Source organism: Pantoea sp. ACRSB (assembly GCF_022346905.1).
Lineage (GTDB): Bacteria > Pseudomonadota > Gammaproteobacteria > Enterobacterales > Enterobacteriaceae > Pantoea > Pantoea piersonii.
The window spans coordinates 213677-237391 of record NZ_JAKRNL010000001.1 but is presented as its reverse complement, the minus strand read 5'-3'; the positions used below and the strand labels follow the sequence as shown (position 1 = coordinate 237391).

Here is a 23715-nt window from a genome sequence, read left to right as displayed (position 1 = left end):
GACGCGCTCACGGCTGTACGGAGATAGTGCAGGTGGTGCCCGCCACCAGCGGCACGCTATCCGGTATCTGGGCTAAGCGAATGCGTACCGGCACGCGCTGCGCCAGCCGCACCCAGGGCACGTTCGGTTTGATATCCGGCACCAGCCCGCTGTCGCTGTCGATGCTCTGGTCATAGATGGCGCGCCCAATGCTTTCGACTTCGCCCTGCAGCCGCGCGCCATTGCTGTAGAGCACGATCTGCGCCGGCGCGCCGGGACGAATATGGCGCAGCTTGGTCTCTTCGAAATAGCCCATGACGTAATAGGAATGGCTGTCGACCAGCGCGAAGAGCGGCGTGCCCGTCGTGGCGTAATCGCCAACGCGCAGCGTCAGGTTGCTGACCCAGCCGTCGGTCGGCGCGACCACGGTGGTTTGCTGCAGGTTCCAGCGCGCCTGGTCCAGCGCCGCCTGCGCTGCTTTGGCGCTGGCGGCCATCGAAGCGGCGTTGAGCTGCGCGGCGTCAAGATCTTCCGCGGAGATCACATTGCGCGGCAGGCTGGCGCGGCGGCGGGCCTCATGCTGCGCTTTGGCCAGATCGGCCTGCGCTTTCGCCAGCTGCGCCTCGGCGTTGTCCAGCGCAATCTGCAAGGGTACGGTATCCAGCGTCAGCAGCGTCTGCCCCTGATGCACAAACTGATTATCTTTCACCGCCACGGAGACGATGCGCGCCGAAACCTGGGGCGTAATCTGCACCAGCTCGGCGCGGACCTTGCCGTCGCGCGTCCAGGGCGACTGCATGTAGTAGTTCCACATCCACCAGCCCGCCAGCAGGGCGGCCGCGAAGACAATCAAGGTCGAAAAGTATTTCACTGCGTTAAATTTCATGGCGAGTATCCCTGTCCCAGCAGCAAAAGCGCGGCGGCGACGCAAAGCACGAAAAGAGAGAGATCCAGCAGCGTCGGATGCCAGATATCGCCCGAGTAAATCCAGCCGCGCAGCAGCGGATGGAGAATCAACCAGAAAAAGAAGCCGAGCAGGACAGCTTTAAAGAGCGGTGGAAAAAACAGCGAAGCGCCGAACACCAGGTCAGTCAGGGGGCTGGCCGCATGAAAGGGAGAAATTGTCACGTATCGTCCTTCTGATATCACCCGGGCATCGGTCTCAAAAAGCGTAGATGAAGCGCTGCGGCTTCGCCTGGGGTTTGTAATTTGTCCTTTAAACTCGCAGAATAGTGTAAAATCTGGCTTGATAGCTAGCAAGCTAATTATAAGGAGATGAAATGGATACGCCCCTTGGAACGGATTTGTCTCGGCTGGTGCGCATCTGGCGCGCGTTGATCGATCAGCGCTTAAAGCCGCTTGAGCTTACGCAGACCCATTGGGTCACGCTGCATAATATTCATCAGCTGCCGCCAGAACAGTCGCAGATCCAGCTGGCGAAGGCCATCGGCATTGAACAACCGTCGCTGGTGCGTACGCTGGATCAGCTGGAAGAGAAAGGCCTGATTACCCGCTCGACCTGCGCTAACGACCGTCGTGCAAAGCGCATCAAGCTGACGCGTCAGGCGGAACCGATTATTGAGCAGGTGGAAAGCGTTATCGACGCGACCCGCGACGATATCCTGGCCGGCATCAGCCGCGAGGAGATCAACCAGATGGTGACGCTGATCGCCCGTCTGGAAAAAAATATTCTCGAACTACAGAATCGGGAAAAATAAAAAAACCGACGCAGCGGCGTCGGTTTTTTTTGCTGAGGCGATCAGCGTGGCGAAACGGTAATCTGGCTGCCGTTAGACGCCAGCGCCACTCGCTGGCCAACAGAGTAGCGGGTAGCCGCCTGTTTCTGCACCACCATAATGGTGTTGCCGTCATCTTTACGAATTTCCAGCTCAACGCCGTCGGTCTTATTGATTGCGCCCTGCACGCCCTGGCCCGCCAGACCGCCTGCAATAGCGCCGCCTGCGGTAGCAAGGCTGCGACCGGTGCCGCCGCCGATGGTGTTGCCGAGGAAACCGCCCAGCACCGCGCCGCCGATAGCGCCGATCACGTTGCTGTCATCGCCGCCCTGAATTTTAACCGGGCGAACCGACACCAGCGTGCCGTAAGAGACGCTCTGAACCTGTTTGGCCTCACTGGCACTGTAGGTATCGCCTGACAGGGTACTGTTATTTGCGCACCCGGCCAGGGTAATACCAGCCAGTGCGACCGCAACGAAACGCTTGATCATTTGTCACTCCTTTCTTAAGCAATGCGCCATGTGTATCGCGAAATCCTGCAAACAGTATAAGACACAAAGCAAATTAATCTTAGTCTGAGTAAAACATGGTGAACCCAAGCATAGACTATTGGCGATCAACAAAAATTCAACCGGACGGTAAAAAAAGCCCTGCAATGTTACCTGTTACATAAAGTCGGTGAAAAACATCAGGTAATCGTCGAATCAGGCGTAAGAATTTGCCAGACTTAACAAAGTTGAATCGCCTTAAGGACCCGAAATGAAATCAGGACGTTATATCGGCGTTATGTCAGGCACCAGCCTGGACGGCGTTGACGTGGTGCTGGCCGCCATTGATGAGAATATGGTGGCGCAACAGGCCAGCTACTGCCATCCCATGCCGGGCGAGCTGCGCCAGCAGATTCTGTCTATTTGCCAGGGCCAGACGCTGACGCTCTCGCAGCTTGGCCAGCTTGATACGCGGCTTGGCCGATTGTTCGCCGAAGCGGTGAATACGCTGATGCGACGCGAGGCGCTGGAGCCGAGCGATATCGTCGCGATCGGCTGTCATGGCCAGACCGTCTGGCACGAGCCGCAAAGCGACGCGCCCAACACGCTGCAGATTGGCGATAATAATCAGATTGTCGCGGCGACGGGCATTACGGTGGTGGGCGATTTCCGCCGCCGTGATATGGCGCTGGGCGGTCAGGGCGCGCCACTGGTGCCCGCGTTTCATCAGGCGCTGCTGATGGATGGGGTGGAGCGCCGCATGGTGCTCAATATCGGCGGCATCGCCAACCTTTCTCTGCTGCTGCCCGGCCAGCCGGTGCGCGGTTTCGATACGGGCCCCGGCAATATGTTGATCGATGCGTGGATCTGGCGCCATCAGGGCAAGCCTTTCGATCAGGATGCCAGCTGGGCGCGCGGCGGCAAAGTGGTGCCCGCGCTGCTGGAGCAGATGCTGCGCGATCCCTGGTTTGCGCTGCCGTCGCCGAAAAGCACCGGTCGCGAATATTTCAATCTGGGCTGGGTTGAACGCCAGCTACAGAATTTCCCGGGTCTGGCGCCGCAGGACGTGCAGGCGACCCTGACGGAACTGAGCGCCGTCTCTATCGCCCAGCAGGTACAGCTCAACGACGGCTGCGATCGGCTGCTGGTGTGCGGCGGCGGTGGCCGCAATCCGCTGCTGATGGCGCGCCTCGCCGCGCTGCTGGCCGGAACCGAAGTCACCACCACCGATGCGGCGGGCATTCGCGGCGACGATATGGAGGCGCTGGCGTTCGCCTGGCTTGCCAGCCGGACGCTCTCCGGGTTGCCGGGCAATCTGCCCGCCGTAACCGGCGCGGCCGAAAAAAGCGTGCTCGGCGCTATCTATCCGGCTAATCCGCTCTTTTGACCGTAAGGAGAATCATGATGAAACAGGGGTTAATTTTTGCCGCCGCGCTGCTGCTCTCGGGCTGCGGCCTGATGCACAAGCAGGCTGAAGCGCCGCAAACGCTGCACTATCGCTGTGGAACCTTGCCGCTGACCGTCACGCTCGACAACGCCAGCGAACAGGTCAGCTTTATTATGGACGGCCAGCCATTAACGCTGAAGCGAGCGATTTCCGCCTCAGGCGCGCGCTACAGCGACGGGAAATATGTATTCTGGAGCAAAGGCGAAACCGCCTTTATCGAGCGTGACGATAAAATCGTCGTTAACGACTGTGCGCTGCAGCCTGCCAGCCAGTCGGTTCATGTTGAGTGACCCCTATGAGCACTAATTTTACTCTGCAAGATATCGCCAGCCTGCGTCGCGAATATACGCGCGGCGGGCTGCGCCGCAAGGATCTGCCGGACCAGCCGCTGGCGCTGTTTGAAACCTGGCTGCAGCAGGCGTGCGAGGCGCAGCTGCCCGATCCCACCGCCATGACCGTGGCGACGGTGGATGAGCAGGGCCAGCCTTACCAGCGCATCGTGCTGCTCAAACACTACGATGACAACGGCCTGGTGTTTTATACCAACCTGGGCAGCCGCAAAGCGCAGCATCTTGCCGGCAATCCGCGCATTTCGCTGCACTTCCCGTGGCACTTCCTTGAGCGTCAGGTGATGGTGCTGGGCGAAGTGGAGAAACTGTCGGCGCTGGAAGTGCTGAAATATTTCCATAGCCGCCCGCGCGACAGCCAGATCGGCGCCTGGGTATCGCGTCAGTCGAGCCGTATCTCGGCGCGCGGCGTGCTGGAGGGCAAGTTCCTCGAGCTGAAGCAGAAGTTCCAGCAGGGAGAGGTGCCGCTGCCGAGTTTCTGGGGCGGATATCGCGTTAAATTTCATACCATGGAGTTCTGGCAGGGAGGCGAACATCGCCTGCATGACCGTTTCCTCTACCAGCGCGACGACAACGGCTGGAAAATCGACCGCTTAGCCCCGTAAAACAGCGTTTTTCTCCTCTCTCAGCGCTGGCACAGAAGTCGCCAGCGCTTTATGCTATAGCCCTCTTTTTTTTCCGCACTCAGCGGAGAGCTGTGTACCAGCATAGGTGCAGTCTGATCAATTTGGAGTCAGTGATGACCAGCAGTAACCTGATACAACAATTGCAGGAACGGGGCTTAATCGCCCAGGTAACGGACGAGGAAGCGTTAGCAGAGCGACTGGCGCAAGGGCCGATCTCCCTCTATTGCGGCTTCGATCCGACCGCTGACAGCTTGCATTTGGGCCATCTGGTGCCGCTGCTCTGCCTGAAACGTTTTCAGGATGCCGGACACAAGCCGGTCGCGCTGGTGGGTGGTGCCACCGGTCTGATTGGCGATCCCAGCTTTAAAGCAGCAGAACGTAAACTCAATACCAGCGAAACCGTAGGCGAGTGGGTCGAGAAGATCCGCAAGCAGGTTGCGCCTTTCCTCGATTTCGACTGCGGCGACAACAGCGCTATCGCCGCTAACAACTACGACTGGTTCGGCGGCATGAACGTGCTGACCTTCCTGCGCGATATCGGCAAACACTTCTCTGTGAATCAGATGATCAACAAAGAAGCGGTGAAACAGCGCCTGAACCGCGACGACCAGGGGATCTCCTTCACCGAGTTCTCCTACAACCTGCTGCAGGGCTACGACTTCGCCGAGCTGAACAAGCGTCACGGCGTGTCGCTGCAGATTGGCGGTTCCGATCAGTGGGGCAACATCACCTCCGGCATCGACCTGACGCGTCGCCTCCACCAGAATCAGGTCTTTGGCCTGACGGTGCCGCTGATCACCAAATCGGACGGCACCAAGTTCGGTAAAACCGAAGGCGGCGCGGTGTGGCTCGATGCGAAGAAAACCAGCCCGTATAAGTTCTACCAGTTCTGGATCAATACTGCGGACGCCGATGTCTACCGTTTCCTCAAGTTCTTCACCTTCCTGAGCCTGGAAGAGATCAACGCGCTGGAAGAAGAAGACAAGAACAGCGGCAAAGCGCCGCGCGCGCAGTATGTGCTCGCCGAGAGCGTTACGCGCCTGGTACACGGCGAAGCGGGTCTCGCCGCGGCGAAGCGTATTACCGAAAGCCTCTTCTCCGGCGCGCTGAGCGACATGACCGAAGCGGACTTCGAACAGCTGGCGCAGGATGGCATGCCGACCGTTGAGCTGGGCGCGGAAGACGATCTGCAGCAGGCGCTGGTGAATGCTGAGCTGGTGCCGTCACGCGGTCAGGCGCGCACCATGATCGGCTCAAACGCCGTCACCATCAACGGCGAGAAGCAGTCAAACGCGGAATACCGCTTTAGCGAGAGCGATAAGCTGTTTGGTCGCTACACGCTGCTGCGTCGCGGTAAAAAACACTACTGCCTGATTGTCTGGCAGTAAGCGCTTCAGGGCCGGTCTCCGGCCCTTTTTTATGGACGGCAAGGGCAAGGCAGTACAGAACATAATGAAAAATATTCTCGCAATTCAGTCGCATGTGGTATTCGGCCACGCTGGCAACGCCGCCGCCGAGTTTCCGATGCGGCGCATGGGGGCCAATGTCTGGCCGCTTAACACCGTACAGTTCTCCAACCACACCCAGTATGGTCACTGGACCGGCACCGTGATGCCCGCGACGCACCTGACGGATATCGTCAAGGGCATCAGCGATATCGATCGCCTGAAAACCTGCGATGCGGTACTGAGCGGCTACCTTGGCTCCGCTGAGCAGGGCGAACAGATCCTTGAAATCGTGCGTATGGTAAAGGCCGCTAACCCCGACGCCTGGTTCTTTTGCGATCCGGTGATGGGCCATCCTGAAAAAGGGTGTATCGTGGCGCCCGGCGTGGCGGAGTATCACTGCAAATACGCCATGCCCGCCAGCGACATTATTGCGCCCAATCTGCTGGAGCTGGAGATGCTCAGCGAGCGCAGCGTGACCAGCGTAGAAGAGGCGACGGCGGCAGCGCGCGCGCTGATTGCGCAGGGGCCGCGCGTGGTGCTGGTGAAACACCTGGCGCGCGCCGGACGCCGCAGCGATCGCTTCGAGATGCTGCTGGTGACGGCGGAAGAGGCCTGGCATATCAGCCGCCCGCTGGTGGATTTCGGCGTGCGGCAACCGGTCGGCGTAGGCGATCTGACCAGCGGCCTGCTGCTGGTGAATCTGCTACACGGCAAGGATCTGAAAAGCGCTCTGGAGCATGTCACCGCCGCCGTCTACGAAGTGATGCTGACGACCCATGCCATGGGCGAATATGAACTCCAGCTGGTGGCGGCGCAGGACGCTATCGCGCAGCCGACCCAGCATTTTACCGCCGAGCCTCTGTAAGCTCGCACCGGGCCGATATCCTGTCGGCCCCGCTTGTTACGCTATCCCTTCCGCCTTCAGCGCCGCCTGCACCGCGGGCCGCTGGGAGGCGCGCTGGAACCAGGCTTCCAGCGCGGACAGCCCATCCAGCTCCAGCTTCAGGGCATGCGCCCAGCGCACCATCACGTAGAGATAGGCATCCGCCACGCTAAAGCGCAGCCCCATCAGCCACTGCTTATCCTGCAGCGCCTTATCGACGTAGCGGAACTGTTGTTCCAGCCGGGCGCGCAGCAGAGGTTTATAGTCGTCAGGGGTGTCGGGTTTAAACAGCGGGGTGAAGGTTTTATGCAGCTCGCTGCTGATAAAGCTGAGCCACTCCAGCGTATGGTAGCGCGTCAGGCTGCCGACCGGCGCCAGCAGCTGGCGATCGGGCTTCAGATCCGCCAGATACTGCACAATCGCCACGCCTTCGGTCAGAACGGTGCCGTCATCCAGCTCCAGCGCCGGCACCTGACCCTTGGGGTTGATTTGCCAGTAATCTTCGCTGCATTCAGTGACTTTCTTCATCAGGTCGACATTAACCTGGGTGAAGTCGAGCCCGCACTCACGCAGCACGATATGCGGCGAAAGAGAGCAGGCGCCAGCCTTACAGAACAGTTTCATTTTGGACCTCCGGGTTGCGACAGCATCATTGCAGCTTAATGCGTCGCCGCGGATTTGCCAGTGACCGCGGTCAAGCGTTCTGTCTGGTCCGAAAAAGGATAAAAAAAAGCCGGGCGCATGGCCCGGCTGCATAGAAGCTGAATAATCAGGCCTGCGCTTTTTCCAGCTCCGCCTGCGGCGTCTGCGTCATGCGGTTCAGCAGCGGTGCCGTCAGCAGCATCAGTACGGCAATCACGCCGGTAACGATACCAATCTGCTGGAAGACGCTGCTGTAGACGCTCAGCGAGGCGACAGGGTCGGTTACGTTTTCAGGTACCGCCATCAGACCCGCCACTTTACCGGCGATCATCGCTGCGCCAGCGGTGGTGAGGAACCAGGAACCCATAATAAAGCCCATCAGACGCTGCGGCACCAGCTGCGCGACCATCGCCAGGCCCAGCCCGGAGATCATCAGCTCGCCCACGCTCTGCAACGCATAGCTGAGGATCAGCCAGTTAACCGAGACGATACCAGCATCTGAAGCGAACTTCGCGCCCATCGGCAGCACCAGGAAGGCGGCCGAGCAGAGCACCATGCCGATAGCGAACTTAAACGGCATCGGCAGCTTGTCGCCCAGCTTGTTATAGACCGCCGCCAGCAGCGGGCTCGCCAGCATAATCCAGAAGGGATTCAGCGCCTGGAACTGTTCCGGCTCAAAGGTAATGCCCAGAATGGTGTGCCCGACGTTGCGAATCGCAAAGAAGTTAAGCGAAGTCGGCATCTGCATATAGAGCACGAAGAAGACGATCGCCTCAACCATCAGCAGGAACGCCACGATCATTTTACGGCGCGCTGCGCCATGCAGGGCAAAGGCTTCTTTCGCGAAGATCAGGATAATGCCCAGCGCAACTACGCCCAGGGTGATGCGCGCAATAGTCTGGTTATGCAGCAGCCAGGTCGCGATGGCGACCAGCACCACAACGCCGACCAGCGTCATCAGCAACTTGCCAACGTTCAGCGGCGCGAAATCGGGCTTAGAACCGTAGTTCTTAACCAGACCTTTGCAAAACAGGAAGTTAAGCAGGGTGATGATCAGGCCGACCACTGAAAGCGAAAACGCCACGCTCCAGCCATATTTTGCCGCCAGCCAGGGGGTCAGCATCATAGAGAACAGCGAGCCGACGTTGATTGACATATAGAACATGGTGAAGGCGCCGTCGAGACGCGGATCGTCTTTCTCATAGCAGGTCGAGAGCAGCGACGAGGGGTTAGCTTTAAACAGACCGCTGCCCACCGCGATGGTCGCCATGCCGATATAGACCATGCCGACGTGATGGCCGGAGAAGGCGACCAGCGCATAACCCAGCGCCAGCACGAGCACGCCCAGCATAATGACGCGTTTGGTGCCGAGCACCTTATCGCCCAGCCAGCCGCCGATAGCCACCAGGCCGTAGACCAGCGCGCTAAAAGAGGCGAAGAGGGTAATAGAGTCCGCTTCCGACATGCCCAGCTGTTTCACCAGGTAAACAGCCATAATGGCCTGCAGGCCGTAGAAGCCGAAACGTTCCCACAACTCAATTGAGAAGATCAGGTAGAACGCCTTCGGCTGTTTGAACGCATTGAGGCTGACGGCCTCATCAGTGTGTTTGTTTGCAGTTGACACGTGTACCTCAGTTTTTCTCGTACCCTGTTTTACGACAGGAAATAAGTCCGCGTCATGTCAGGTTTCCATGCGCGACATTGTTATTAGTAGGGAAAAGCGGCGCCTAATGTGGCTGATAACGCGCATCAGGGCAAGAATTTTTTCAGTGCTGTAAAGCCAGGGTTGCGTAAGGTTTAAAACCCGAACGGCGTTTGTTAAATGGATTTTAATTTCAGTGCGGATGATTTTATCAGAATAAACATTTGTTTTTCAGCTATGGGTAACAACAATAACCATATAAGCTGCTTTTGCCTTATTTTGCAGGCCAAGGTGTCGTAGTTGGTTAATTAGCCAGTTTATTGTTTCGTATGTGATCGACTTATCAGCTAATGTGAACAACAAAGCGGCAAAAAAGCTTCGCGCTATTATAAGCCAGGCGCGAAAGTTGATCCTGCGCACACAATCACTAATTAATTCAATATGTAAAAGAAGAAAGCGTTTGCATAGCTGAAAAGGGCGTTAAAAACGCTCTGAAAATGCCAGGCGGGAGCGGTTAATCGCGCCTCGCCATGCCGTGGAACAGATGCCGGAAGAGTGAGCGAAAATTCCTTCGCAGCCAGATGAAAATTGCGATATTTACCGTCTCGACAACAAATTATCGATCCGGTAACCTCGAAATTTCCTTTTGCAGGACATTACCATGACAGCTTGTTTAAACCTGGCGCTGGTGGGCGATTACCGCGCCAGCGCCGTTGCGCATCAGGCCATTCCGCTGGCTATTGAGCGCGCCGCCGCACACCTGGGCGTTTCCGCTAGCTTCAGCTGGCTTGCTACCGACCAGCCTGGCGTTTCAGAGGCGGTACGCAGCAGTGATGCCGTCTGGGTGGTGCCTGGCAGCCCTTATAAAAATGATGACGCGGTATTTGAGACCATCCGCTGGGCGCGAGAGCAGCAACACCCGTTTCTTGGCTCCTGCGGCGGTTTTCAGTATGCGGTGATTGAGTATGCCCGTAACGTGCTGGGCTGGCAGGATGCGAATCACGCCGAGACCGACGAAGGTGGCCGCATGGTGATCGCGCCGTTGAGCTGTTCGCTGGTGGAACAGCGTGGAGAAGTGAGATTCGCGCCGGGATCGCGCATTGCCGGGGCCTATGGCGCGCAGTCAAGCGATGAGGGCTACCACTGCAACTTCGGCGTTAACCCCGCCTTCAGCGAGGCGCTGGAAGGGAAAAACCTGCGCATTACTTCCTGGGACGCATCGGGCGATGTACGCGGCATCGAACTGAACGATCACCCTTTCTTTATCGCGACGCTGTTTCAGTCGGAGCGGGCCGCGCTGCAAAATAAAAATTCGCCGCTGGCTATCGCCTGGCTGCAGGCGGCACTGGCGCGCCGCTAGCTTGCTACGGGCGTTTTCGCGCCCGTTAAATCTCCGTCTTGTCGGGGAACTCGCACAGATCTTCAATCAGACAGGCGCCGCAGCGCGGCTTGCGCGCAACGCAGGTATAGCGGCCATGCAGGATCAGCCAGTGATGGCAATCGACCTTGAACTCGCTGGGCACCACCTTCAGCAGCTTCGCCTCAACCTCTTCCACGTTTTTTCCCGGCGCAAAGCGGGTGCGGTTGCTGACGCGGAAAATATGGGTATCAACGGCGATGGTCGGCCAGCCAAAAGCGGTATTCAGCACCACGTTGGCCGTTTTGCGGCCTACGCCTGGCAGCGCCTCCAGCGCGGCGCGATCTTCCGGCACTTCGCCGCTGTGCTGCTCCAGCAGAATACGGCAGGTCTTGATGACGTTCTCAGCTTTGCTGTTATAGAGCCCGATGGTTTTGATATGTTCCTTCACGCCTTCTACGCCCAGTGCCAGCATGGCGGCGGGGGTATTCGCGACGGGATAGAGCCTGGCGGTTGCCTTGTTGACGCTGACGTCGGTCGCCTGCGCCGACAGCAGAACGGCGATCAGCAGCTCAAAAGGCGAGGTGAAGTTAAGTTCGGTCGTAGGGTGCGGGTTGTTATCCCGCAGCCGACGGAGAATTTCTACGCGCTTTGCCTGATTCACACTGCTTTCCCGGCATGGGCGTGCGGTTCAGCCGCCGCCGCTTCAGCGGCGCGACGTACAGCGCGCTGTTTCATCTTCTGATCGATAACGTACTTCGCCGCCAGCAGCATGCCCAGCCCGATAAAGGCGCCCGGCGGTAACATCGCCAGCAGCATCGGCGAATCGAAATGCACCACCTCGATGCGCAGCGCCTTCGCCCAGGGGCCGAGCAGCTGATCTGCGCCGTTAAACAGCGTGCCGCTACCGATCAGCTCACGAATCGAGCCGAGCGTGACCATGGCGCATGTCGCGCCCATGCCGATAGCGAAGCCGTCGAGCGCGGCAAGGGGAATGCTGCTTTTCGAGGCGACCGCTTCGGCGCGGCCGACCACGATACAGTTAGTCACGATAAGCGGAATAAAGATGCCGAGCGACTCATAGAGACCATAGGCGTAGGCGTTGATCAGCATCTGCACGCAGCTCACCACCGAGGCGATAATCATGACGTAAATTGGGATGCGGATCTCCGACGGCACCCAGCGGCGCGAGGCGGAAATAGCGCTGTTGGTAATGGTCAGCACCAGCGTAGTCGCCAGACCGAGGCCCAGCGCGTTGGTCGCCGTCGAGGTTACTGCCAGCAGCGGACAGAGCCCCAGCAGCTGCACCAGCGCCGAGTTATTTTTCCACAGGCCGCCAACCAGCAGATTTTTGGCTTCACTCATTTGCATCTCCACATTCGGGCAGCGACGAGAGCCTGCCGCTCAAAGTTTCAATCAGTAGTGCGGTGCGTCGGGTGGCGTTGACCACCGCGCGCGGAGTAATTGTCGCGCCGGTAAACTGATCAAATTCGCCGCCATCTTTCTTCACCGCAAAGGCTTTATCATCAGCGCCGTGTACAACTTTGCCATTAAAGCTGTTAATCCAGTTGGAAATACGCAGCTCGATCTTATCGCCGAGGCCAGGGGTCTCGTGGTGTTCAATAACGCGCACGCCCAGCACTTTACCGTGAAAATCAGCGCCAACCAGCATCTGTATCGCACCAGAATAGCCATCCGGCGCGGTGGTCTCAAGGGCGGCCGCAACCGGCGTATCGCCTTTACGCGCCAGATAGAGATGGTGCGGCGAGGCCGTCCCCAGCGCTGGATCGGTGACAAGGTAACATTCGCGCTGGATCTGATTATCGTACAGATCCACAGGCACCACCTGATCCAGCAGGTTTTTCTGATTCAGCGCCGTCTGGTGCGCGATAGTGGGTTTGGTGACGTAGTTCACTACGGCAGTTAAACCGGTGGTAAAGACGGCGAACAGCGCCAGGGTGACGGCGTTTTTGCGGATAGTCTCAAGCATCGATCACTCCTTGCGATGGCCGTAGACGCGCGGCTGCGTGTAGTAATCGATCAGCGGCACGCAGATATTCGCCAGCAGGACGGCAAAAGCCACGCCGTCGGGATAGCCGCCGAAGCTGCGGATTAGCCACACCAGCAGACCAATCAGCGCGCCATAGAGCAGGCGCCCGCGGTTGGTGGTGGAGGCGGTAACCGGGTCGGTGGCGATAAAAAACGCGCCGAGCATGGTCGCGCCGGAGAAAAGGTGGATCAGCGGGGTATTCAAACTTTGCGGCGAGATCAGCCAGCCCAGCGTGGCGCAAAACGCCAGCGAGAGCAGCATCGCCGCGGGAATATGCCAGCGAATCGCATTCTTCCACAGCAGGAACAGCCCGCCCGCCAGGTAGCCGATATTGATCCACTGCCAGCCGAGACCGGCCAGGACGCCGGTATAGATCGGCTGCGCCAGCAGCTGTTCTGCGCTATGGCCGGCGCGCAGTCCGGTTTTGAAATTATCCAGCGGCGTCGCCTGGCTAATGCCGTCCACGCCCAGCTGCAGCTGCTGCATGGTATCGCCCGCCAGGGTATGGCCGGTAAAAATCATGCTCAGTGAATCGAGCAGGCCCGGTTTAACCACCTGCAGCGCGTCGGGCGGCAGCCAGCTGGTCATCTGTACCGGGAAAGAGATCAGCAGCACCACATAGCCGACCATCGCCGGGTTAAAGGGGTTCTGTCCCAGTCCGCCGTAGAGCTGTTTAGCGATCACAATAGCGAAAAGGGTGCCGATCACCACCAGCCACCAGGGGGCAAGCGGCGGCAGGCTGATGCCGATAAGCACAGCGGTCAGCAGCGCGGAGTTATCCGCGAGGCTGGGAGCAATCGGCGCCTTGCGCAGACGCAGAATCGCCGCTTCCGCCAGCCAGGCGGTCAGCACTGCCAGCAGCACCTGCAATACGCTGCCGTAACCAAAGAAATACCACTGCGCGGCAAAGCCAGGTACGGCCGCCAGCACCACCAGCAGCATAATGTTGCCGGTGCTGCGGCGGTTATGGGTATAAGGAGAACTTGCGATACGAAAAGCCATTTATTCCTCAAACGTCGACGGCGTCTGCGCTTTACGCGCTTTTGCCCGGGCGATGGCGGCAGCGATAGCTGCCTTGCGCGCGTCTTCCGACGGAGGCGCATCACTGTTTTCAACGTCGAGATTCACGACGTCCTTTTCTGATCCCTGCGCGGCCGCTTTCTTCGCTTTGGCGCGAGCGATGGCGGCTTCCACCGCCGCCTTACGCGGATCGACCGGCGGGGTGTCCTCGACCGGCAGCACCTCTTCGGTCAGCGTACCGGCAGCGGCCTGCGCGGCTTCGGCTTTTTTGGCTTTGGCGCGGGCGATAGCGGCTTCTACTGCTGCCTTGCGCGGATCGACCGGCGGAGTATTCTCGACCGGCTGCGTCTCTTCCGTCGGCGCATCGGCCGTAGCCTGCGCGGCTACTTTCTTCGCTTTGGCGCGAGCGATGGCGGCTTCCACCGCCGCCTTACGCGGATCGACCGGCGGGGTGTCCTCGACCGGCAACACCTCTTCGGTCAGCGTACCGGCAGCGGCCTGCGCGGCTTCGGCTTTTTTAGCTTTGGCGCGAGCGATGGCGGCTTCCACCGCCGCCTTGCGCGGATCAACCGGCGAAGCAGTTTCAACTGACGGCGCGTCCTTGACCGGCTGTGTCTCTTCCGTCGGCGCATCGGCCGTAGCCTGCGCGGCGGCAGCTTTCTTCGCCTTCGCGCGGGCGATAGCGGCTTCTACCGCCGCCTTGCGCGGATCGACCGATGACGTATCCTTGACCGGCTGCGCCTCTTCCGTCGGCGCATCGGCTGTAGCCTGCGCGGCGGCGGCTTTCTTCGCCTTAGCGCGGGCGATAGCGGCTTCTACCGCTGCCTTGCGCGGATCGACCGATGACGCATCCTCGACCGGCTGCGCCTCTTCCGTCGGCGCGGCGGCAGCTTTCTTCGCCTTCGCGCGGGCGATGGCAGCTTCTACCGCCGCTTTGCGCGGATCGGCTGCCTCCGTTTTCGTTTCTTCTACTACTTCAGGCTGCGTAGTTTTCTTCGCCTTAGCGCGGGCAATAGCGGCCTCTACCGCCGCCTTACGCGGATCCTCTGCCTGACGGCTCAGCGCCTGGGTTTCCGCCTGCGCCTCTGCCTGGCGCAAATGCGCCTGAGCATGTCGCGCCTGACGCTGTGCTTCTTCTACCGCCGGATCGACTTCGCCTGCCGCCTGCCGCTTCGCCATGACGCGTTCGCGGGCTGCGGCCAGTTCGCCTTCGTCGCTGCGCGCGACGCGCTGCTTCGCCTGCTCATGTTTCGCTTCACGCGCCAGCTTTTCACGCTCCAGACGCGCCTGGCGTGCCTCAAAGCGCGCTTTCGCCTCAGCGGTGCGCTTCGCCTCAAGGTCGATAGCGCGCAGCTCGGCCTTCTCCTGGCGGTAATACTGCACCAGCGGAATATTGCTCGGGCAGACATAGGCGCAGGCACCGCACTCAATGCAGTCGTCGATATGGTGGGCGCGCGCTTTATCGTGATCGCCGCCCTGGCTGTACCAGTAGAGCTGCTGCGGCAGCAGCTTCGCCGGGCAGACATCGGCGCAGGCGGAGCAGCGAATGCAGGACTGCTCTTCGTCGCTGTTGCCCATTTCGCTGGCGGAGGGCGCGAGAATGCAGTTGGTGATTTTCACTACCGGCACGTCAAGCGACGGCAGGGTAAAGCCCATCAGCGGCCCCCCCATAATCACCATCTGGCGCGGAGCGGGCGTAAAGCCGACCTGGTGCAGCAGGTGGCTGATTGGGGTGCCGATCCGGCTCCAGACGTTGCGCGGCTGCGCAATCGCCTCGCCGGTCAGCGTCACCACGCGTTCGGTCAGGGGCTCGCCGTTGATCACCGCGCGCTTCACCGCCCAGGCGGTGCCGACGTTCTGCATCAGTACGCCGATGTCGGTAGAGCGTCCGCCGTGTGGCACTTCCAGACCGGTAAGTATTTTGGTCAGCTGCTTCGCGCCGCCGGAGGGATACTTTGTCGGGATAACGCGGATTTGCAGATCGCGTTCGCCGCCCAGCGCCCGCTTCAGTGCGGCAATCGCTTCCGGCTTGTTATCTTCAATGCCGATCAATACGCGCTCGGCCTGCAATACCCAGGCGAGGATGCGGCTGCCTTCCAGCACTTCGGCGGCATAATCCTGCATCAGGCGATCGTCGGCGGTGATATAGGGCTCACATTCGGCGGCGTTGATAATCAACGTTTTCACGCCGCGCAGTCCGCCGCGCAGCTTGGTGCCGGTCGGGAAGCCCGCGCCGCCAAGGCCGGCGACGCCCGCGTCGTGAATGCGCTGAACGATATCGGCGCGCTCGCGCTGGCGGTAGTCCGCCATCGGCTCCAGCGTTGCCCAGCGATCCTCGCCGTCCGGCGACATAAAAATGCAGAGTTCCGACAGCCCAGAGGGATGCGCGGTCATATGCTGCGCAATCGCATCAATGGTGCCGGAGGTCGGCGCATGCACTGGCAGCATCCGGCCGTTGCCGAAGGTCAGCGGCTGACCGCGCAGCACGCGATCGCCCGGCGCGACGCAAATCTCGCCTTCATGGCCGATATGCTGTTTCAGCGGAATAATAAAACGGTCCGGCAGCGGCAGCTGGCTCAGCGGGGTGCCGTTAGACTGGGTTTTCATTTCGGGCGGATGGATGCCGCCCTGGAAATCCCACAGCTTCTCTTTACGAAAGATATTCAACAGATTAAGCATGACTTTCTACCGGGATCACCCGTACAGGAATGGTTTCGAGATCCCACTTCCAGTTAGCGGTAGTGGTCGCCACCGGGCGCATCTCGATGCAGTCGGTAGGACAGGGCGCGACGCAGAGATCGCAGCCGGTACAGACGTCGCTCAACACGGTATGCATGGCGCGCGTCGCGCCGACGATGGCGTCCACCGGACAGGCCTGGATACATTTGGTGCAGCCGATACAGTTCGCTTCGTCAATCCAGGCCACGGTGCGCACCGGCTCTTTCGCCGTTTCGTCGCCATCAATCGGCTGGGGATCAACGTTCAGCAACGCCGCCAGCTTGAGCATGGTCTGCTCGCCGCCCGGCGCGCATTTATTGATCGCCTCGCCGTTATTGCCCACCGCGTCCGCATAGGGACGGCAGCCGGGGTAGCCGCACTGGCCGCACTGGCTTTGCGGCAGTAATTCGTCGATCTGTTCGACGATAGGATCTTCTTCTACTTCGAAGCGGCGAGAGGCGTAGCCCAGCAGCGCGCCGAACACCAGGGCCAGCGCGCTCAGAACGATAATTGCAATCCAGATAGCGGACATCAGAATTTCACCAGACCGGTAAAGCCCATAAACGCCAGCGCCATCAGGCCGGCGGTTACCAGCGCGATAGAGGAACCTTTAAAGGGAGCAGGCACGTTAGCCAGCACCAGACGCTCACGCATCCCGGCAAACAGCACCATCACCAGCGAAAAGCCGAGCGAGGCGCTAAAGCCATAAAGAGCCGCCTGCAAAAAGGTGTGGTTGAGGTTGACGCTCAGCAGCGGCACGCCGAGCACCGCGCAGTTGGTGGTAATCAGCGGCAGAAAAATGCCGAGCAGCCGGTAGAGCGACGGGCTGGTTTTACGCACCACCATTTCGGTGAACTGCACCACGACGGCGATCACCAGGATATAAGCCATGGTGCGCAGATAAACGAGATCGAGCGGCACCAGGATCAGGTGGTTTACCAGCCAGGCGCAAATCGACGCCAGGGTGATCACAAAGGTGGTGGCAAGGCCCATGCCAATCGCCGTCTCCAGCTTTTTGGAAACGCCCATAAAAGGACAGAGGCCCAGGAATTTCACCAGAACGAAGTTGTTCACCAGCACAGTGCCTACAAACAGCAGCAGATAATCGGTCATTTTTTCGCCATTGATTCGGAAAGCGGCTCATTATCTGTGATCTGTGACGCTATCTCAACCACTGCGCGAAAGGCAGCAGGCTGTATCGCACTCAGTATTAAATTGTTGACGAAACTCACGGCGTTACGGCCGGATAAACGTCGTTTTCACCCGCTGGGAACGTTTGAAGTAGGGCACAAAAACCGCGGCGGCGAGCAGGGCCAGCAGCAGCGTCTGGGACGCTTTACCGTCGGCGACTGGCGTAAAGGCGAAGGTCTTTAGCGCCAGCAGCAGCGTGACCAGCAGCCAGATAATATAGTGGCGCGGCAGACGGCGCGAACGTTTGCAGAAAATCCAGCATACCCACAGGCTGTAAAACCAGACGGCGAGCGCGGTCAGCAGAGAGATCGCCCAGTTGGTCACCAGCATGCCGCCGTGAGAAAACAGCGTCGCACGCCACGCCGGATTAAACAGCGGGCTGAGATACATCGCCACTACCAGAGCGCTGGTGAGCAGCATCATAATCAGCCAGGCGAGCGGGACAAGCAGCCAGCCGCCCAGACGCGGCGGGGTTACCGATTCAGTCATAAGGATGATCCTGTTGCGACAAGGAAAGCGGGAGAGAATAACACGTTCAAACAGAGCCTGCCTGCGCAGAAGAGAAGCGGCGCCAGCAGGCCCGTTAATCGCGGATCAGACGACGTAACGCCACACGGTTTTCGGCACGCGGCCTAAATCGTACAGCCGACCGCCCGACGCCAGTTCAGCGCGCCGATGATCCGCTGCGCGGTACATGCTGATGATCTCGTTATCATCGGTGAGCGAGTAGTTGAGGTGATCGTAGAGTTTTTCCAGACTTTCCAGATTATTCACTTTGCGGAATTTGAGCAGGTAATCTTGCGCGGTCATGATTGCCATAAATGAAGAGAACAGAGGAGAGGTCAGTATAGGGAGCAACTGCACGCTGTCCAGCGTCTTATGCTGAAAAAAAGACAAATTATTTATTTTTTCTAATCAATGCGCTAAAAACGCCAGTTATTACTATTTGCGAAGCCTAAAGCGAAACGGCTAAAAAGTGCTTGGTCGCCGTCAGCCGCTCGCCGCTGCGCTAAAGCTGTTCAAGCCTTACCGCGACCGCCATTACATTTTTGTGGCCCTGAATCCGCTTCGCTTAGGGTTATAAAACCTTATTTATTACGCTCCCCGTGGTGCAGATGAATGAAAGCGGTTAATAACAGCGCTTTTAACAAATCTGCATCACTCTCTTGCCGTCCGGCGGCGCGTCGGGCAACGCTGTCTATGCCTCGCTTCTGTGCGGAAAATCACAAATTTATCATCTCACCTGCGCCACGTCCGATGACCAAAGTTTACGTATTATTGTAATCGCTTTCAGGAGCAGATTTCATAAGCGATTCTGTTTATTACATTTATTTAACCGGCATTTTTAAAATAACCAGTCGTTTTGTCCATGCCTGATAAGGCGAGCAACTGCCATACCTGCACGTAACCCCTTTAATTTGAACTAATTTGTGAGGCGCGTCGCCCTTATTCATAGCGATTTACGCCAGGCTAAACGGGCTCTTTACCCTTACTCGCAAAAGCCCTTCAGAGGAATGCAAACTATGTGGAAACGTTTACTTTTGACCACCCTGGTCAGCGCCGCGTTAGCAGCGCCGGTAATGGCGGCTGACCTGACGGTCGGCTTCTCTCAGGTCGGCTCCGAATCTGGCTGGCGTGCAGCGGAAACTAACGTGGCGAAAAGTGAAGCGGCGAAGCGCGGCATCACGCTAAAAATCGCTGACGGTCAGCAAAAACAAGAGAACCAGATCAAAGCGGTGAGGTCGTTTATCGCTCAGGGCGTGGACGCGATCTTTATTGCGCCGGTGGTGCAGACCGGCTGGGAGCCGGTGCTGGAAGAGGCCAAAGATGCCAAAATTCCGGTGTTCCTGCTCGATCGCGCCATCGTGGTAAAAGATAAATCGCTCTATATGACGGTGGTGACCGCTGACAACGTGCTGGAGGGCAAACTGATTGGCGACTGGCTGGTGAAAACCGTTGGCAACAAGCCGTGTAACGTCGTCGAGCTGCAGGGCACCGTCGGCGCCAGCGTCGCTATCGACCGTAAAAAAGGCTTTGCCGAGGCGATCGCTGGCCATCCCAATATCAAGCTGGTTCGTTCGCAGTCTGGCGACTTCACCCGCAGCAAGGGCAAAGAGGTGATGGAGAGCTTTATCAAGGCGGAAAACAACGGCAAGAACATCTGTATGGTCTATGCGCACAACGACGACATGGCGATCGGCGCGATTCAGGCGATTAAAGAAGCTGGCCTGAAGCCGGGTAAAGATATCCTCACCGGCTCTATCGACGGCGTGCCCGATATCTATAAGGCGATGCTGGCAGGGGAAGCAAACGCCAACGTCGAGCTGACGCCGAATATGGCTGGCCCGGCTTTCGACGCGCTGGAGAAGTTCAAAAAGGATGGCACGCTGCCGCCGAAAATCACCAAAACCGAATCCCGGCTCTATCTGCCTGCTGATGCGCAGGCACAGCTGGATCTGAAAAAAGGCATGGGTTATTGAGCCGCGAGCCGCTCTCCGGAGCGGCTTTTTATCTGTTGAGGCGGAGCTGACAAGATGATTAGGCACAATGATGATGCGCTGCTCACCATCAGCGGCGTCAGCAAAGGTTTTCCCGGCGTTAAGGCGCTGGACAACGTGTCGTTTAGCGTGCGCAAGGGCGAGATCATGGCCTTGCTGGGCGAGAATGGCGCGGGCAAATCGACCCTGATCAAGGTGCTGACCGGGGTGTACAGCCGCGACGCGGGCACGCTGACGCTGAACGGGCAGACCATTGCGCCGCGCAGCACCGCCGACGCGCAAAAGATGGGCATTGGTACGGTCTATCAGGAGGTCAATCTGCTGCCGAATATGTCGGTGGCTGACAACCTGTTTATCGGCCGCGAGCCGCGCCGCTTCGGCATGGTCGATCGTCGACGCATGGTGCGCGACGCCGACGCGCTGATGCGCAATTACGGATTTGTTCTCGACGTAACGCGTCCGCTGGGACACTACTCGGTCGCCATGCAGCAGATTATCGCCATCTGTCGCGCCGTCGATCTGTCGGCGCAGGTGCTGATCCTGGATGAGCCAACCGCCAGTCTCGACGCCAGCGAAGTGGAGATGCTCTTTGGCCTGATGGCGCAGCTGAAAGCCAAAGGCATGAGCCTGATCTTCGTCACCCATTTTCTCGATCAGGTCTATCGGATTACCGACCGTATTACGGTATTGCGCAACGGCCAGTTTATCGCCACGCGCGATACCGCGACGCTGCCGCAGATTGAGCTGATCAAGCTGATGCTGGGGCGCGAACTGCTGGAAACCGCGCTGCAGCGTCAGGGCAGCACGCTGCGCAGCAACCAGCCGGTGGCGTCGTTTCGCGACTACGGCAAGAAGGGCACCATTGAACCTTTCGACCTTGAGGTGCGGCCTGGGGAAGTGGTCGGTCTGGCTGGCCTGCTCGGTTCCGGTCGCACCGAAACAGCCGAGGTGCTGTTCGGCATTCGCCGTCCCGATCGCGGTACGGCGACCATTAAGGGCAAGCAGCAGACCATTCGCTCCCCGGCGAAAGCGTCGCGTCTCGGCATCGGTTTTTGTCCGGAAGATCGCAAAACCGACGGCATTATCGGCGCCGCCTCGGTGCGTGAAAACATTATTCTCGCGCTGCAGGCGCAGCGCGGCTGGCTGCGGCCGATTAAGCGGCGCGAGCAGCAGGCGATTGCGGAGCGTTTTATTAAGAGCCTCGGCATTCGCACGCCGCACGCCGAGCAGGCCGTAGAGCTGCTTTCCGGCGGCAATCAGCAGAAGGTGCTGCTGTCGCGCTGGCTGGTGACCAGACCGCAGTTTCTGATCCTTGACGAGCCGACCCGAGGCATCGACGTTGGCGCGCACGCCGAGATTATTCGCCTGATCGAATCCCTCTGCGCCGATGGTCTGGCGCTGCTGGTGATCTCCTCTGAGCTGGAGGAGCTGGTGGGTTATGCCGATCGCGTGGTGATTATGCGCGACCTGAAACAGGTGGCGGAGATCCCGCTTGAGCAACTGTCGGTGGCGTCGATTGTTAATGCTATCGCGGATGGAGGGGCACAACATGCTTGAATCCCATATGACAAAGCCAGAACGCCGTAAATTCCGTCTGCCGCCGGGGCTGCCGCAGGTCGCCGCGCTGATTCTGGTGCTGCTGGTGGATAGCCTGGTAGCGAATAACTTTTTCGCTGTGCATCTGCAGGATGGCCGCCTGTTCGGCAGCCCCATTGATATCCTTAACCGCGCCGCGCCGGTCGCGCTGCTGGCCATCGGCATGACGCTGGTGATTGCCACCGGCGGCATCGATCTCTCCGTGGGTGCGGTGATGGCGATTGCGGGCGCGACCGCCGCGACCTTAACCGTGGCGGGTCACAGCCTGACAATGGTGATTTTTTCCGCGCTGGGCGCAGGTCTGCTGTGCGGGTTATGGAACGGCGTGCTGGTGGCGCTGCTGCGCATTCAGCCCTTTGTCGCCACGCTGATTCTGATGGTGGCGGGGCGCGGCATCGCGCAGCTGATTACCCAGGGGCAGATCGTCACCTTTGACAGCGCGACGCTGGGATGGCTGGGCAGCGGTTCGCTGTGGCTGCTGCCGGTGCCGGTATGGATTACGCTGGCGGCGGCGCTGCTGGTCTGGCTGCTGACGCGCAAGACCGCGCTCGGGCTGTTTATCGAGGCGGTAGGGATTAACCTGCGCGCGGCGCGCAATGCGGGCGTAAACGGCTGGCTGGTGGTGATGTCCACCTATGTGATTAGCGGACTCTGCGCAGCGATAGCTGGCCTGATCGTGACCGCCGATATTCGCGGCGCAGACGCCAATAACGCCGGCTTATGGCTGGAGCTGGACGCGATCCTCGCGGTGGTAATTGGCGGCGCGTCGCTGATGGGCGGCCGTTTTAACCTGGTGCTGTCGCTGATCGGCGCGCTGATTATTCAGGCGATGAATACCGGCATTTTGCTGTCCGGTTTCCCGCCGGAGCTTAATCAGGTGGTGAAAGCGGTGGTCGTCATGTGCGTGCTGCTGCTGCAGTCGCCGCGCTTTCTGGCGATGCTGAAACGGAGAGGCTCCCAATGATTAAACGTCATCTTCCTCTGATGATTACGCTGCTGGTGTTTGTCGCTGGCTATCTTTTCTGTCTGAGCCAGTTTCCCGGCTTCGCCTCAACGCGCGTAATCTGCAATATTCTGACTGATAACGCTTTTCTCGGCATTATCGCCGTCGGCATGACTTTTGTGATCCTCTCTGGCGGTATCGATCTGTCGGTGGGCGCGGTGATCGCTTTCACCGGCGTGTTTCTGGCGCGCGCCATTGGCGATCTGCATATCCATCCGCTGCTGGCGTTCGCCATTATTCTGGCGGCGGGCGCGCTGTTCGGCGCGATGATGGGCTGGCTGATCGACGCGCTGAAGATCCCGGCCTTTATTATTACGCTGGCGGGCATGTTTTTCCTGCGCGGCTGCAGCTATCTGGTATCGGAGAACTCGATTCCTATCGATCATCCGCTCTATGCCACGCTTTCCAGCCTGGCGTGGAAAGTGCCGGGCGGCGGTCGCCTGAGTTTGCTGGCGCTGGTTATGCTGCTGGTGGTGGCGGGCGGGATTTTGCTTGCCCACCGTACGCGGTTCGGCAATCAGGTCTACGCCATAGGCGGCAACGTGACCTCAGCGCAGCTGATGGGGATCTCTACGCGCGCCACCACCATCCGCATTTATATGCTGTCGACCACGCTGGCGACGCTGGCGGGTATCGTTTTTTCCATTTATACCTCGGCGGGCTATGCGCTGGCGGGACTGGGCGTCGAGCTGGATGCTATCGCCTCAGTGGTGATTGGCGGCACGCTGCTCTCCGGCGGCGTCGGTACGGTGCTCGGCACGCTGTTCGGGGTGTTGATTCAGGGTCTGATCCAGACCTGGATTAACTTTGACGGCACGCTGAGTTCCTGGTGGACCAAGATCGCCATTGGGATTTTACTGTTCGCCTTTATCGCGCTGCAGCGTCTGCTGACGGTGATGTGGGACCGGCAGAAAAATGCGCCGGTGAAGCGAATAGCGACCTGAGGGTTTGTTGTTGACTAAGCCGCCTGCGGGCGGCTTTTTTGTGGCGGTGAGAACGTACTGAAGCGGGCCAGCGCTATACGTTGTTCAAAAACGCTCCCGC

At 59.2% G+C, this 23715-nt stretch carries 25 protein-coding genes; 11 read left to right on the top strand and 14 right to left on the bottom strand.

Going from position 1 to position 23715, the window contains the following annotated elements:
• Positions 1–7 precede the first annotated feature (7 nt).
• Complete coding sequence (locus MHZ89_RS01145; protein ID WP_311781519.1) at positions 8–865, bottom strand: HlyD family secretion protein; 858 nt, start codon at positions 863–865, stop codon at positions 8–10.
• Positions 862–1107 (bottom strand): DUF1656 domain-containing protein, encoded by a 246-nt coding sequence (locus MHZ89_RS01140; protein WP_311781518.1) that lies wholly within the window; start codon positions 1105–1107, stop codon positions 862–864. Before MHZ89_RS01140 ends, MHZ89_RS01145 begins: the two co-directional genes overlap by 4 nt.
• Before the next feature lie 152 nt (positions 1108–1259).
• Here MHZ89_RS01140 and slyA point away from each other — a divergent pair, with 152 nt between their 5' ends.
• Complete coding sequence (gene slyA / locus MHZ89_RS01135; RefSeq protein ID WP_311781517.1) at positions 1260–1697, top strand: transcriptional regulator SlyA; 438 nt, start codon at positions 1260–1262, stop codon at positions 1695–1697.
• 41 nt (positions 1698–1738) lie between these two features.
• On the opposite strand, the gene slyB is transcribed toward slyA, so the two are convergent.
• Positions 1739–2206, bottom strand: a complete 468-nt coding sequence (gene slyB, locus MHZ89_RS01130; protein ID WP_311781516.1) for an outer membrane lipoprotein SlyB — start codon at positions 2204–2206, stop codon at positions 1739–1741.
• Between the two features lie 268 nt (positions 2207–2474).
• Between slyB and anmK the strand changes: the two genes are divergently transcribed.
• The 5 genes from anmK to pdxY all read left to right on the top strand — a co-directional run bounded on the left by anmK (position 2475) and on the right by pdxY (position 6936).
• A complete protein-coding gene (anmK, locus tag MHZ89_RS01125) occupies positions 2475–3590 on the top strand; it encodes an anhydro-N-acetylmuramic acid kinase (RefSeq protein ID WP_311781515.1) in 1116 nt (371 codons plus the stop codon).
• A gap of 17 nt (positions 3591–3607) precedes the next feature.
• On the top strand, positions 3608–3940 hold the full coding sequence (locus MHZ89_RS01120) for an MliC family protein (RefSeq protein ID WP_311781514.1): 333 nt from the start codon (positions 3608–3610) through the stop codon (positions 3938–3940).
• Positions 3941–3945: 5 nt separating this feature from the next.
• A complete protein-coding gene (gene pdxH / locus MHZ89_RS01115; RefSeq protein ID WP_269949090.1) occupies positions 3946–4602 on the top strand; it encodes a pyridoxamine 5'-phosphate oxidase in 657 nt (218 codons plus the stop codon).
• A gap of 134 nt (positions 4603–4736) precedes the next feature.
• Positions 4737–6011 (top strand): tyrosine--tRNA ligase, encoded by a 1275-nt coding sequence (gene tyrS / locus MHZ89_RS01110; protein WP_311781513.1) that lies wholly within the window; start codon positions 4737–4739, stop codon positions 6009–6011.
• Between the two features lie 64 nt (positions 6012–6075).
• Complete coding sequence (pdxY, locus tag MHZ89_RS01105; protein ID WP_120452879.1) at positions 6076–6936, top strand: pyridoxal kinase PdxY; 861 nt, start codon at positions 6076–6078, stop codon at positions 6934–6936.
• A gap of 36 nt (positions 6937–6972) precedes the next feature.
• Here pdxY and gstA read toward each other — a convergent pair whose 3' ends face one another.
• Together gstA and dtpA are read right to left on the bottom strand one after the other, a co-directional pair.
• Positions 6973–7578: a glutathione transferase GstA gene (gene gstA / locus MHZ89_RS01100; protein WP_271152007.1), complete on the bottom strand. Its 606-nt coding sequence runs from the start codon at positions 7576–7578 to the stop codon at positions 6973–6975.
• A gap of 145 nt (positions 7579–7723) precedes the next feature.
• Entirely contained in the window at positions 7724–9220 is a 1497-nt protein-coding gene (gene dtpA, locus MHZ89_RS01095; protein WP_311781512.1) for a dipeptide/tripeptide permease DtpA, read from the bottom strand.
• 679 nt (positions 9221–9899) lie between these two features.
• Here dtpA and MHZ89_RS01090 point away from each other — a divergent pair.
• Positions 9900–10598 carry a CTP synthase gene (locus MHZ89_RS01090; RefSeq protein WP_311781511.1) on the top strand — a complete coding sequence of 233 codons (699 nt, stop codon included), beginning with the start codon at positions 9900–9902 and terminating at the stop codon, positions 10596–10598.
• 25 nt (positions 10599–10623) lie between these two features.
• Here the strand turns inward: MHZ89_RS01090 and nth are convergent, their stop codons facing one another.
• The 9 genes from nth to ydgT form a co-directional block, all read right to left on the bottom strand.
• Positions 10624–11259 (bottom strand): endonuclease III, encoded by a 636-nt coding sequence (gene nth / locus MHZ89_RS01085; protein WP_311781510.1) that lies wholly within the window; start codon positions 11257–11259, stop codon positions 10624–10626.
• Positions 11256–11960, bottom strand: a complete 705-nt coding sequence (locus MHZ89_RS01080; protein ID WP_311781509.1) for an electron transport complex subunit E — start codon at positions 11958–11960, stop codon at positions 11256–11258. Before MHZ89_RS01080 ends, nth begins: the two co-directional genes overlap by 4 nt.
• A complete protein-coding gene (gene rsxG, locus MHZ89_RS01075; RefSeq protein ID WP_311781508.1) occupies positions 11953–12585 on the bottom strand; it encodes an electron transport complex subunit RsxG in 633 nt (210 codons plus the stop codon). The genes MHZ89_RS01080 and rsxG overlap by 8 nt, the downstream gene beginning before the upstream one ends.
• A 3-nt stretch (positions 12586–12588) precedes the next feature.
• Positions 12589–13647: an electron transport complex subunit RsxD gene (gene rsxD / locus MHZ89_RS01070; protein ID WP_311781507.1), complete on the bottom strand. Its 1059-nt coding sequence runs from the start codon at positions 13645–13647 to the stop codon at positions 12589–12591.
• Positions 13648–16344 (bottom strand): electron transport complex subunit RsxC, encoded by a 2697-nt coding sequence (gene rsxC, locus MHZ89_RS01065; RefSeq protein WP_311781506.1) that lies wholly within the window; start codon positions 16342–16344, stop codon positions 13648–13650.
• The gene (gene rsxB, locus MHZ89_RS01060; RefSeq protein WP_311781505.1) at positions 16337–16915 is read right to left on the bottom strand and encodes an electron transport complex subunit RsxB; all 579 of its coding nucleotides are present in this window, start codon (positions 16913–16915) and stop codon (positions 16337–16339) included. The genes rsxC and rsxB overlap by 8 nt, the downstream gene beginning before the upstream one ends.
• Entirely contained in the window at positions 16915–17496 is a 582-nt protein-coding gene (gene rsxA, locus MHZ89_RS01055) for an electron transport complex subunit RsxA (RefSeq protein ID WP_033747388.1), read from the bottom strand. Before rsxA ends, rsxB begins: the two co-directional genes overlap by 1 nt.
• Positions 17497–17619: 123 nt before the next feature.
• On the bottom strand, positions 17620–18063 hold the full coding sequence (locus tag MHZ89_RS01050) for a DUF2569 domain-containing protein (protein ID WP_311781504.1): 444 nt from the start codon (positions 18061–18063) through the stop codon (positions 17620–17622).
• 105 nt (positions 18064–18168) lie between these two features.
• A complete protein-coding gene (gene ydgT, locus MHZ89_RS01045) occupies positions 18169–18384 on the bottom strand; it encodes a transcription modulator YdgT (protein ID WP_033747384.1) in 216 nt (71 codons plus the stop codon).
• 713 nt (positions 18385–19097) lie between these two features.
• Between ydgT and ytfQ the strand changes: the two genes are divergently transcribed.
• The 4 genes from ytfQ to yjfF are packed head-to-tail and all read left to right on the top strand — an operon-like array spanning position 19098 to position 23615.
• Positions 19098–20054, top strand: a complete 957-nt coding sequence (ytfQ, locus tag MHZ89_RS01040; RefSeq protein ID WP_311781503.1) for a galactofuranose ABC transporter, galactofuranose-binding protein YtfQ — start codon at positions 19098–19100, stop codon at positions 20052–20054.
• A 54-nt stretch (positions 20055–20108) separates the two neighbouring features.
• Positions 20109–21629: a sugar ABC transporter ATP-binding protein gene (locus MHZ89_RS01035; protein ID WP_311781502.1), complete on the top strand. Its 1521-nt coding sequence runs from the start codon at positions 20109–20111 to the stop codon at positions 21627–21629.
• A complete protein-coding gene (ytfT, locus tag MHZ89_RS01030) occupies positions 21622–22632 on the top strand; it encodes a galactofuranose ABC transporter, ATP-binding protein YtfT (protein WP_120452478.1) in 1011 nt (336 codons plus the stop codon). Before MHZ89_RS01035 ends, ytfT begins: the two co-directional genes overlap by 8 nt.
• Complete coding sequence (gene yjfF, locus MHZ89_RS01025; protein ID WP_120452480.1) at positions 22629–23615, top strand: galactofuranose ABC transporter, permease protein YjfF; 987 nt, start codon at positions 22629–22631, stop codon at positions 23613–23615. The genes ytfT and yjfF overlap by 4 nt, the downstream gene beginning before the upstream one ends.
• The last annotated feature ends 100 nt before the right edge of the window (positions 23616–23715 follow it).

Coding starts and splice junctions, on each gene's coding strand:
- MHZ89_RS01145 (WP_311781519.1), bottom strand. CDS start 865: ATGAAATTTAACGCAGTGAAATACTTTTCGACCTTGATTGTCTTCGCG.
- slyA (WP_311781517.1), top strand. CDS start 1,260: ATGGATACGCCCCTTGGAACGGATTTGTCTCGGCTGGTGCGCATCTGG.
- slyB (WP_311781516.1), bottom strand. CDS start 2,206: ATGATCAAGCGTTTCGTTGCGGTCGCACTGGCTGGTATTACCCTGGCC.
- anmK (WP_311781515.1), top strand. CDS start 2,475: ATGAAATCAGGACGTTATATCGGCGTTATGTCAGGCACCAGCCTGGAC.
- MHZ89_RS01120 (WP_311781514.1), top strand. CDS start 3,608: ATGAAACAGGGGTTAATTTTTGCCGCCGCGCTGCTGCTCTCGGGCTGC.
- pdxH (WP_269949090.1), top strand. CDS start 3,946: ATGAGCACTAATTTTACTCTGCAAGATATCGCCAGCCTGCGTCGCGAA.
- tyrS (WP_311781513.1), top strand. CDS start 4,737: ATGACCAGCAGTAACCTGATACAACAATTGCAGGAACGGGGCTTAATC.
- pdxY (WP_120452879.1), top strand. CDS start 6,076: ATGAAAAATATTCTCGCAATTCAGTCGCATGTGGTATTCGGCCACGCT.
- gstA (WP_271152007.1), bottom strand. CDS start 7,578: ATGAAACTGTTCTGTAAGGCTGGCGCCTGCTCTCTTTCGCCGCATATC.
- MHZ89_RS01090 (WP_311781511.1), top strand. CDS start 9,900: ATGACAGCTTGTTTAAACCTGGCGCTGGTGGGCGATTACCGCGCCAGC.
- MHZ89_RS01080 (WP_311781509.1), bottom strand. CDS start 11,960: ATGAGTGAAGCCAAAAATCTGCTGGTTGGCGGCCTGTGGAAAAATAAC.
- rsxG (WP_311781508.1), bottom strand. CDS start 12,585: ATGCTTGAGACTATCCGCAAAAACGCCGTCACCCTGGCGCTGTTCGCC.
- rsxD (WP_311781507.1), bottom strand. CDS start 13,647: ATGGCTTTTCGTATCGCAAGTTCTCCTTATACCCATAACCGCCGCAGC.
- rsxC (WP_311781506.1), bottom strand. CDS start 16,344: ATGCTTAATCTGTTGAATATCTTTCGTAAAGAGAAGCTGTGGGATTTC.
- rsxB (WP_311781505.1), bottom strand. CDS start 16,915: ATGTCCGCTATCTGGATTGCAATTATCGTTCTGAGCGCGCTGGCCCTG.
- rsxA (WP_033747388.1), bottom strand. CDS start 17,496: ATGACCGATTATCTGCTGCTGTTTGTAGGCACTGTGCTGGTGAACAAC.
- MHZ89_RS01050 (WP_311781504.1), bottom strand. CDS start 18,063: ATGACTGAATCGGTAACCCCGCCGCGTCTGGGCGGCTGGCTGCTTGTC.
- ydgT (WP_033747384.1), bottom strand. CDS start 18,384: ATGACCGCGCAAGATTACCTGCTCAAATTCCGCAAAGTGAATAATCTG.
- ytfQ (WP_311781503.1), top strand. CDS start 19,098: ATGTGGAAACGTTTACTTTTGACCACCCTGGTCAGCGCCGCGTTAGCA.
- MHZ89_RS01035 (WP_311781502.1), top strand. CDS start 20,109: ATGATTAGGCACAATGATGATGCGCTGCTCACCATCAGCGGCGTCAGC.
- ytfT (WP_120452478.1), top strand. CDS start 21,622: ATGCTTGAATCCCATATGACAAAGCCAGAACGCCGTAAATTCCGTCTG.
- yjfF (WP_120452480.1), top strand. CDS start 22,629: ATGATTAAACGTCATCTTCCTCTGATGATTACGCTGCTGGTGTTTGTC.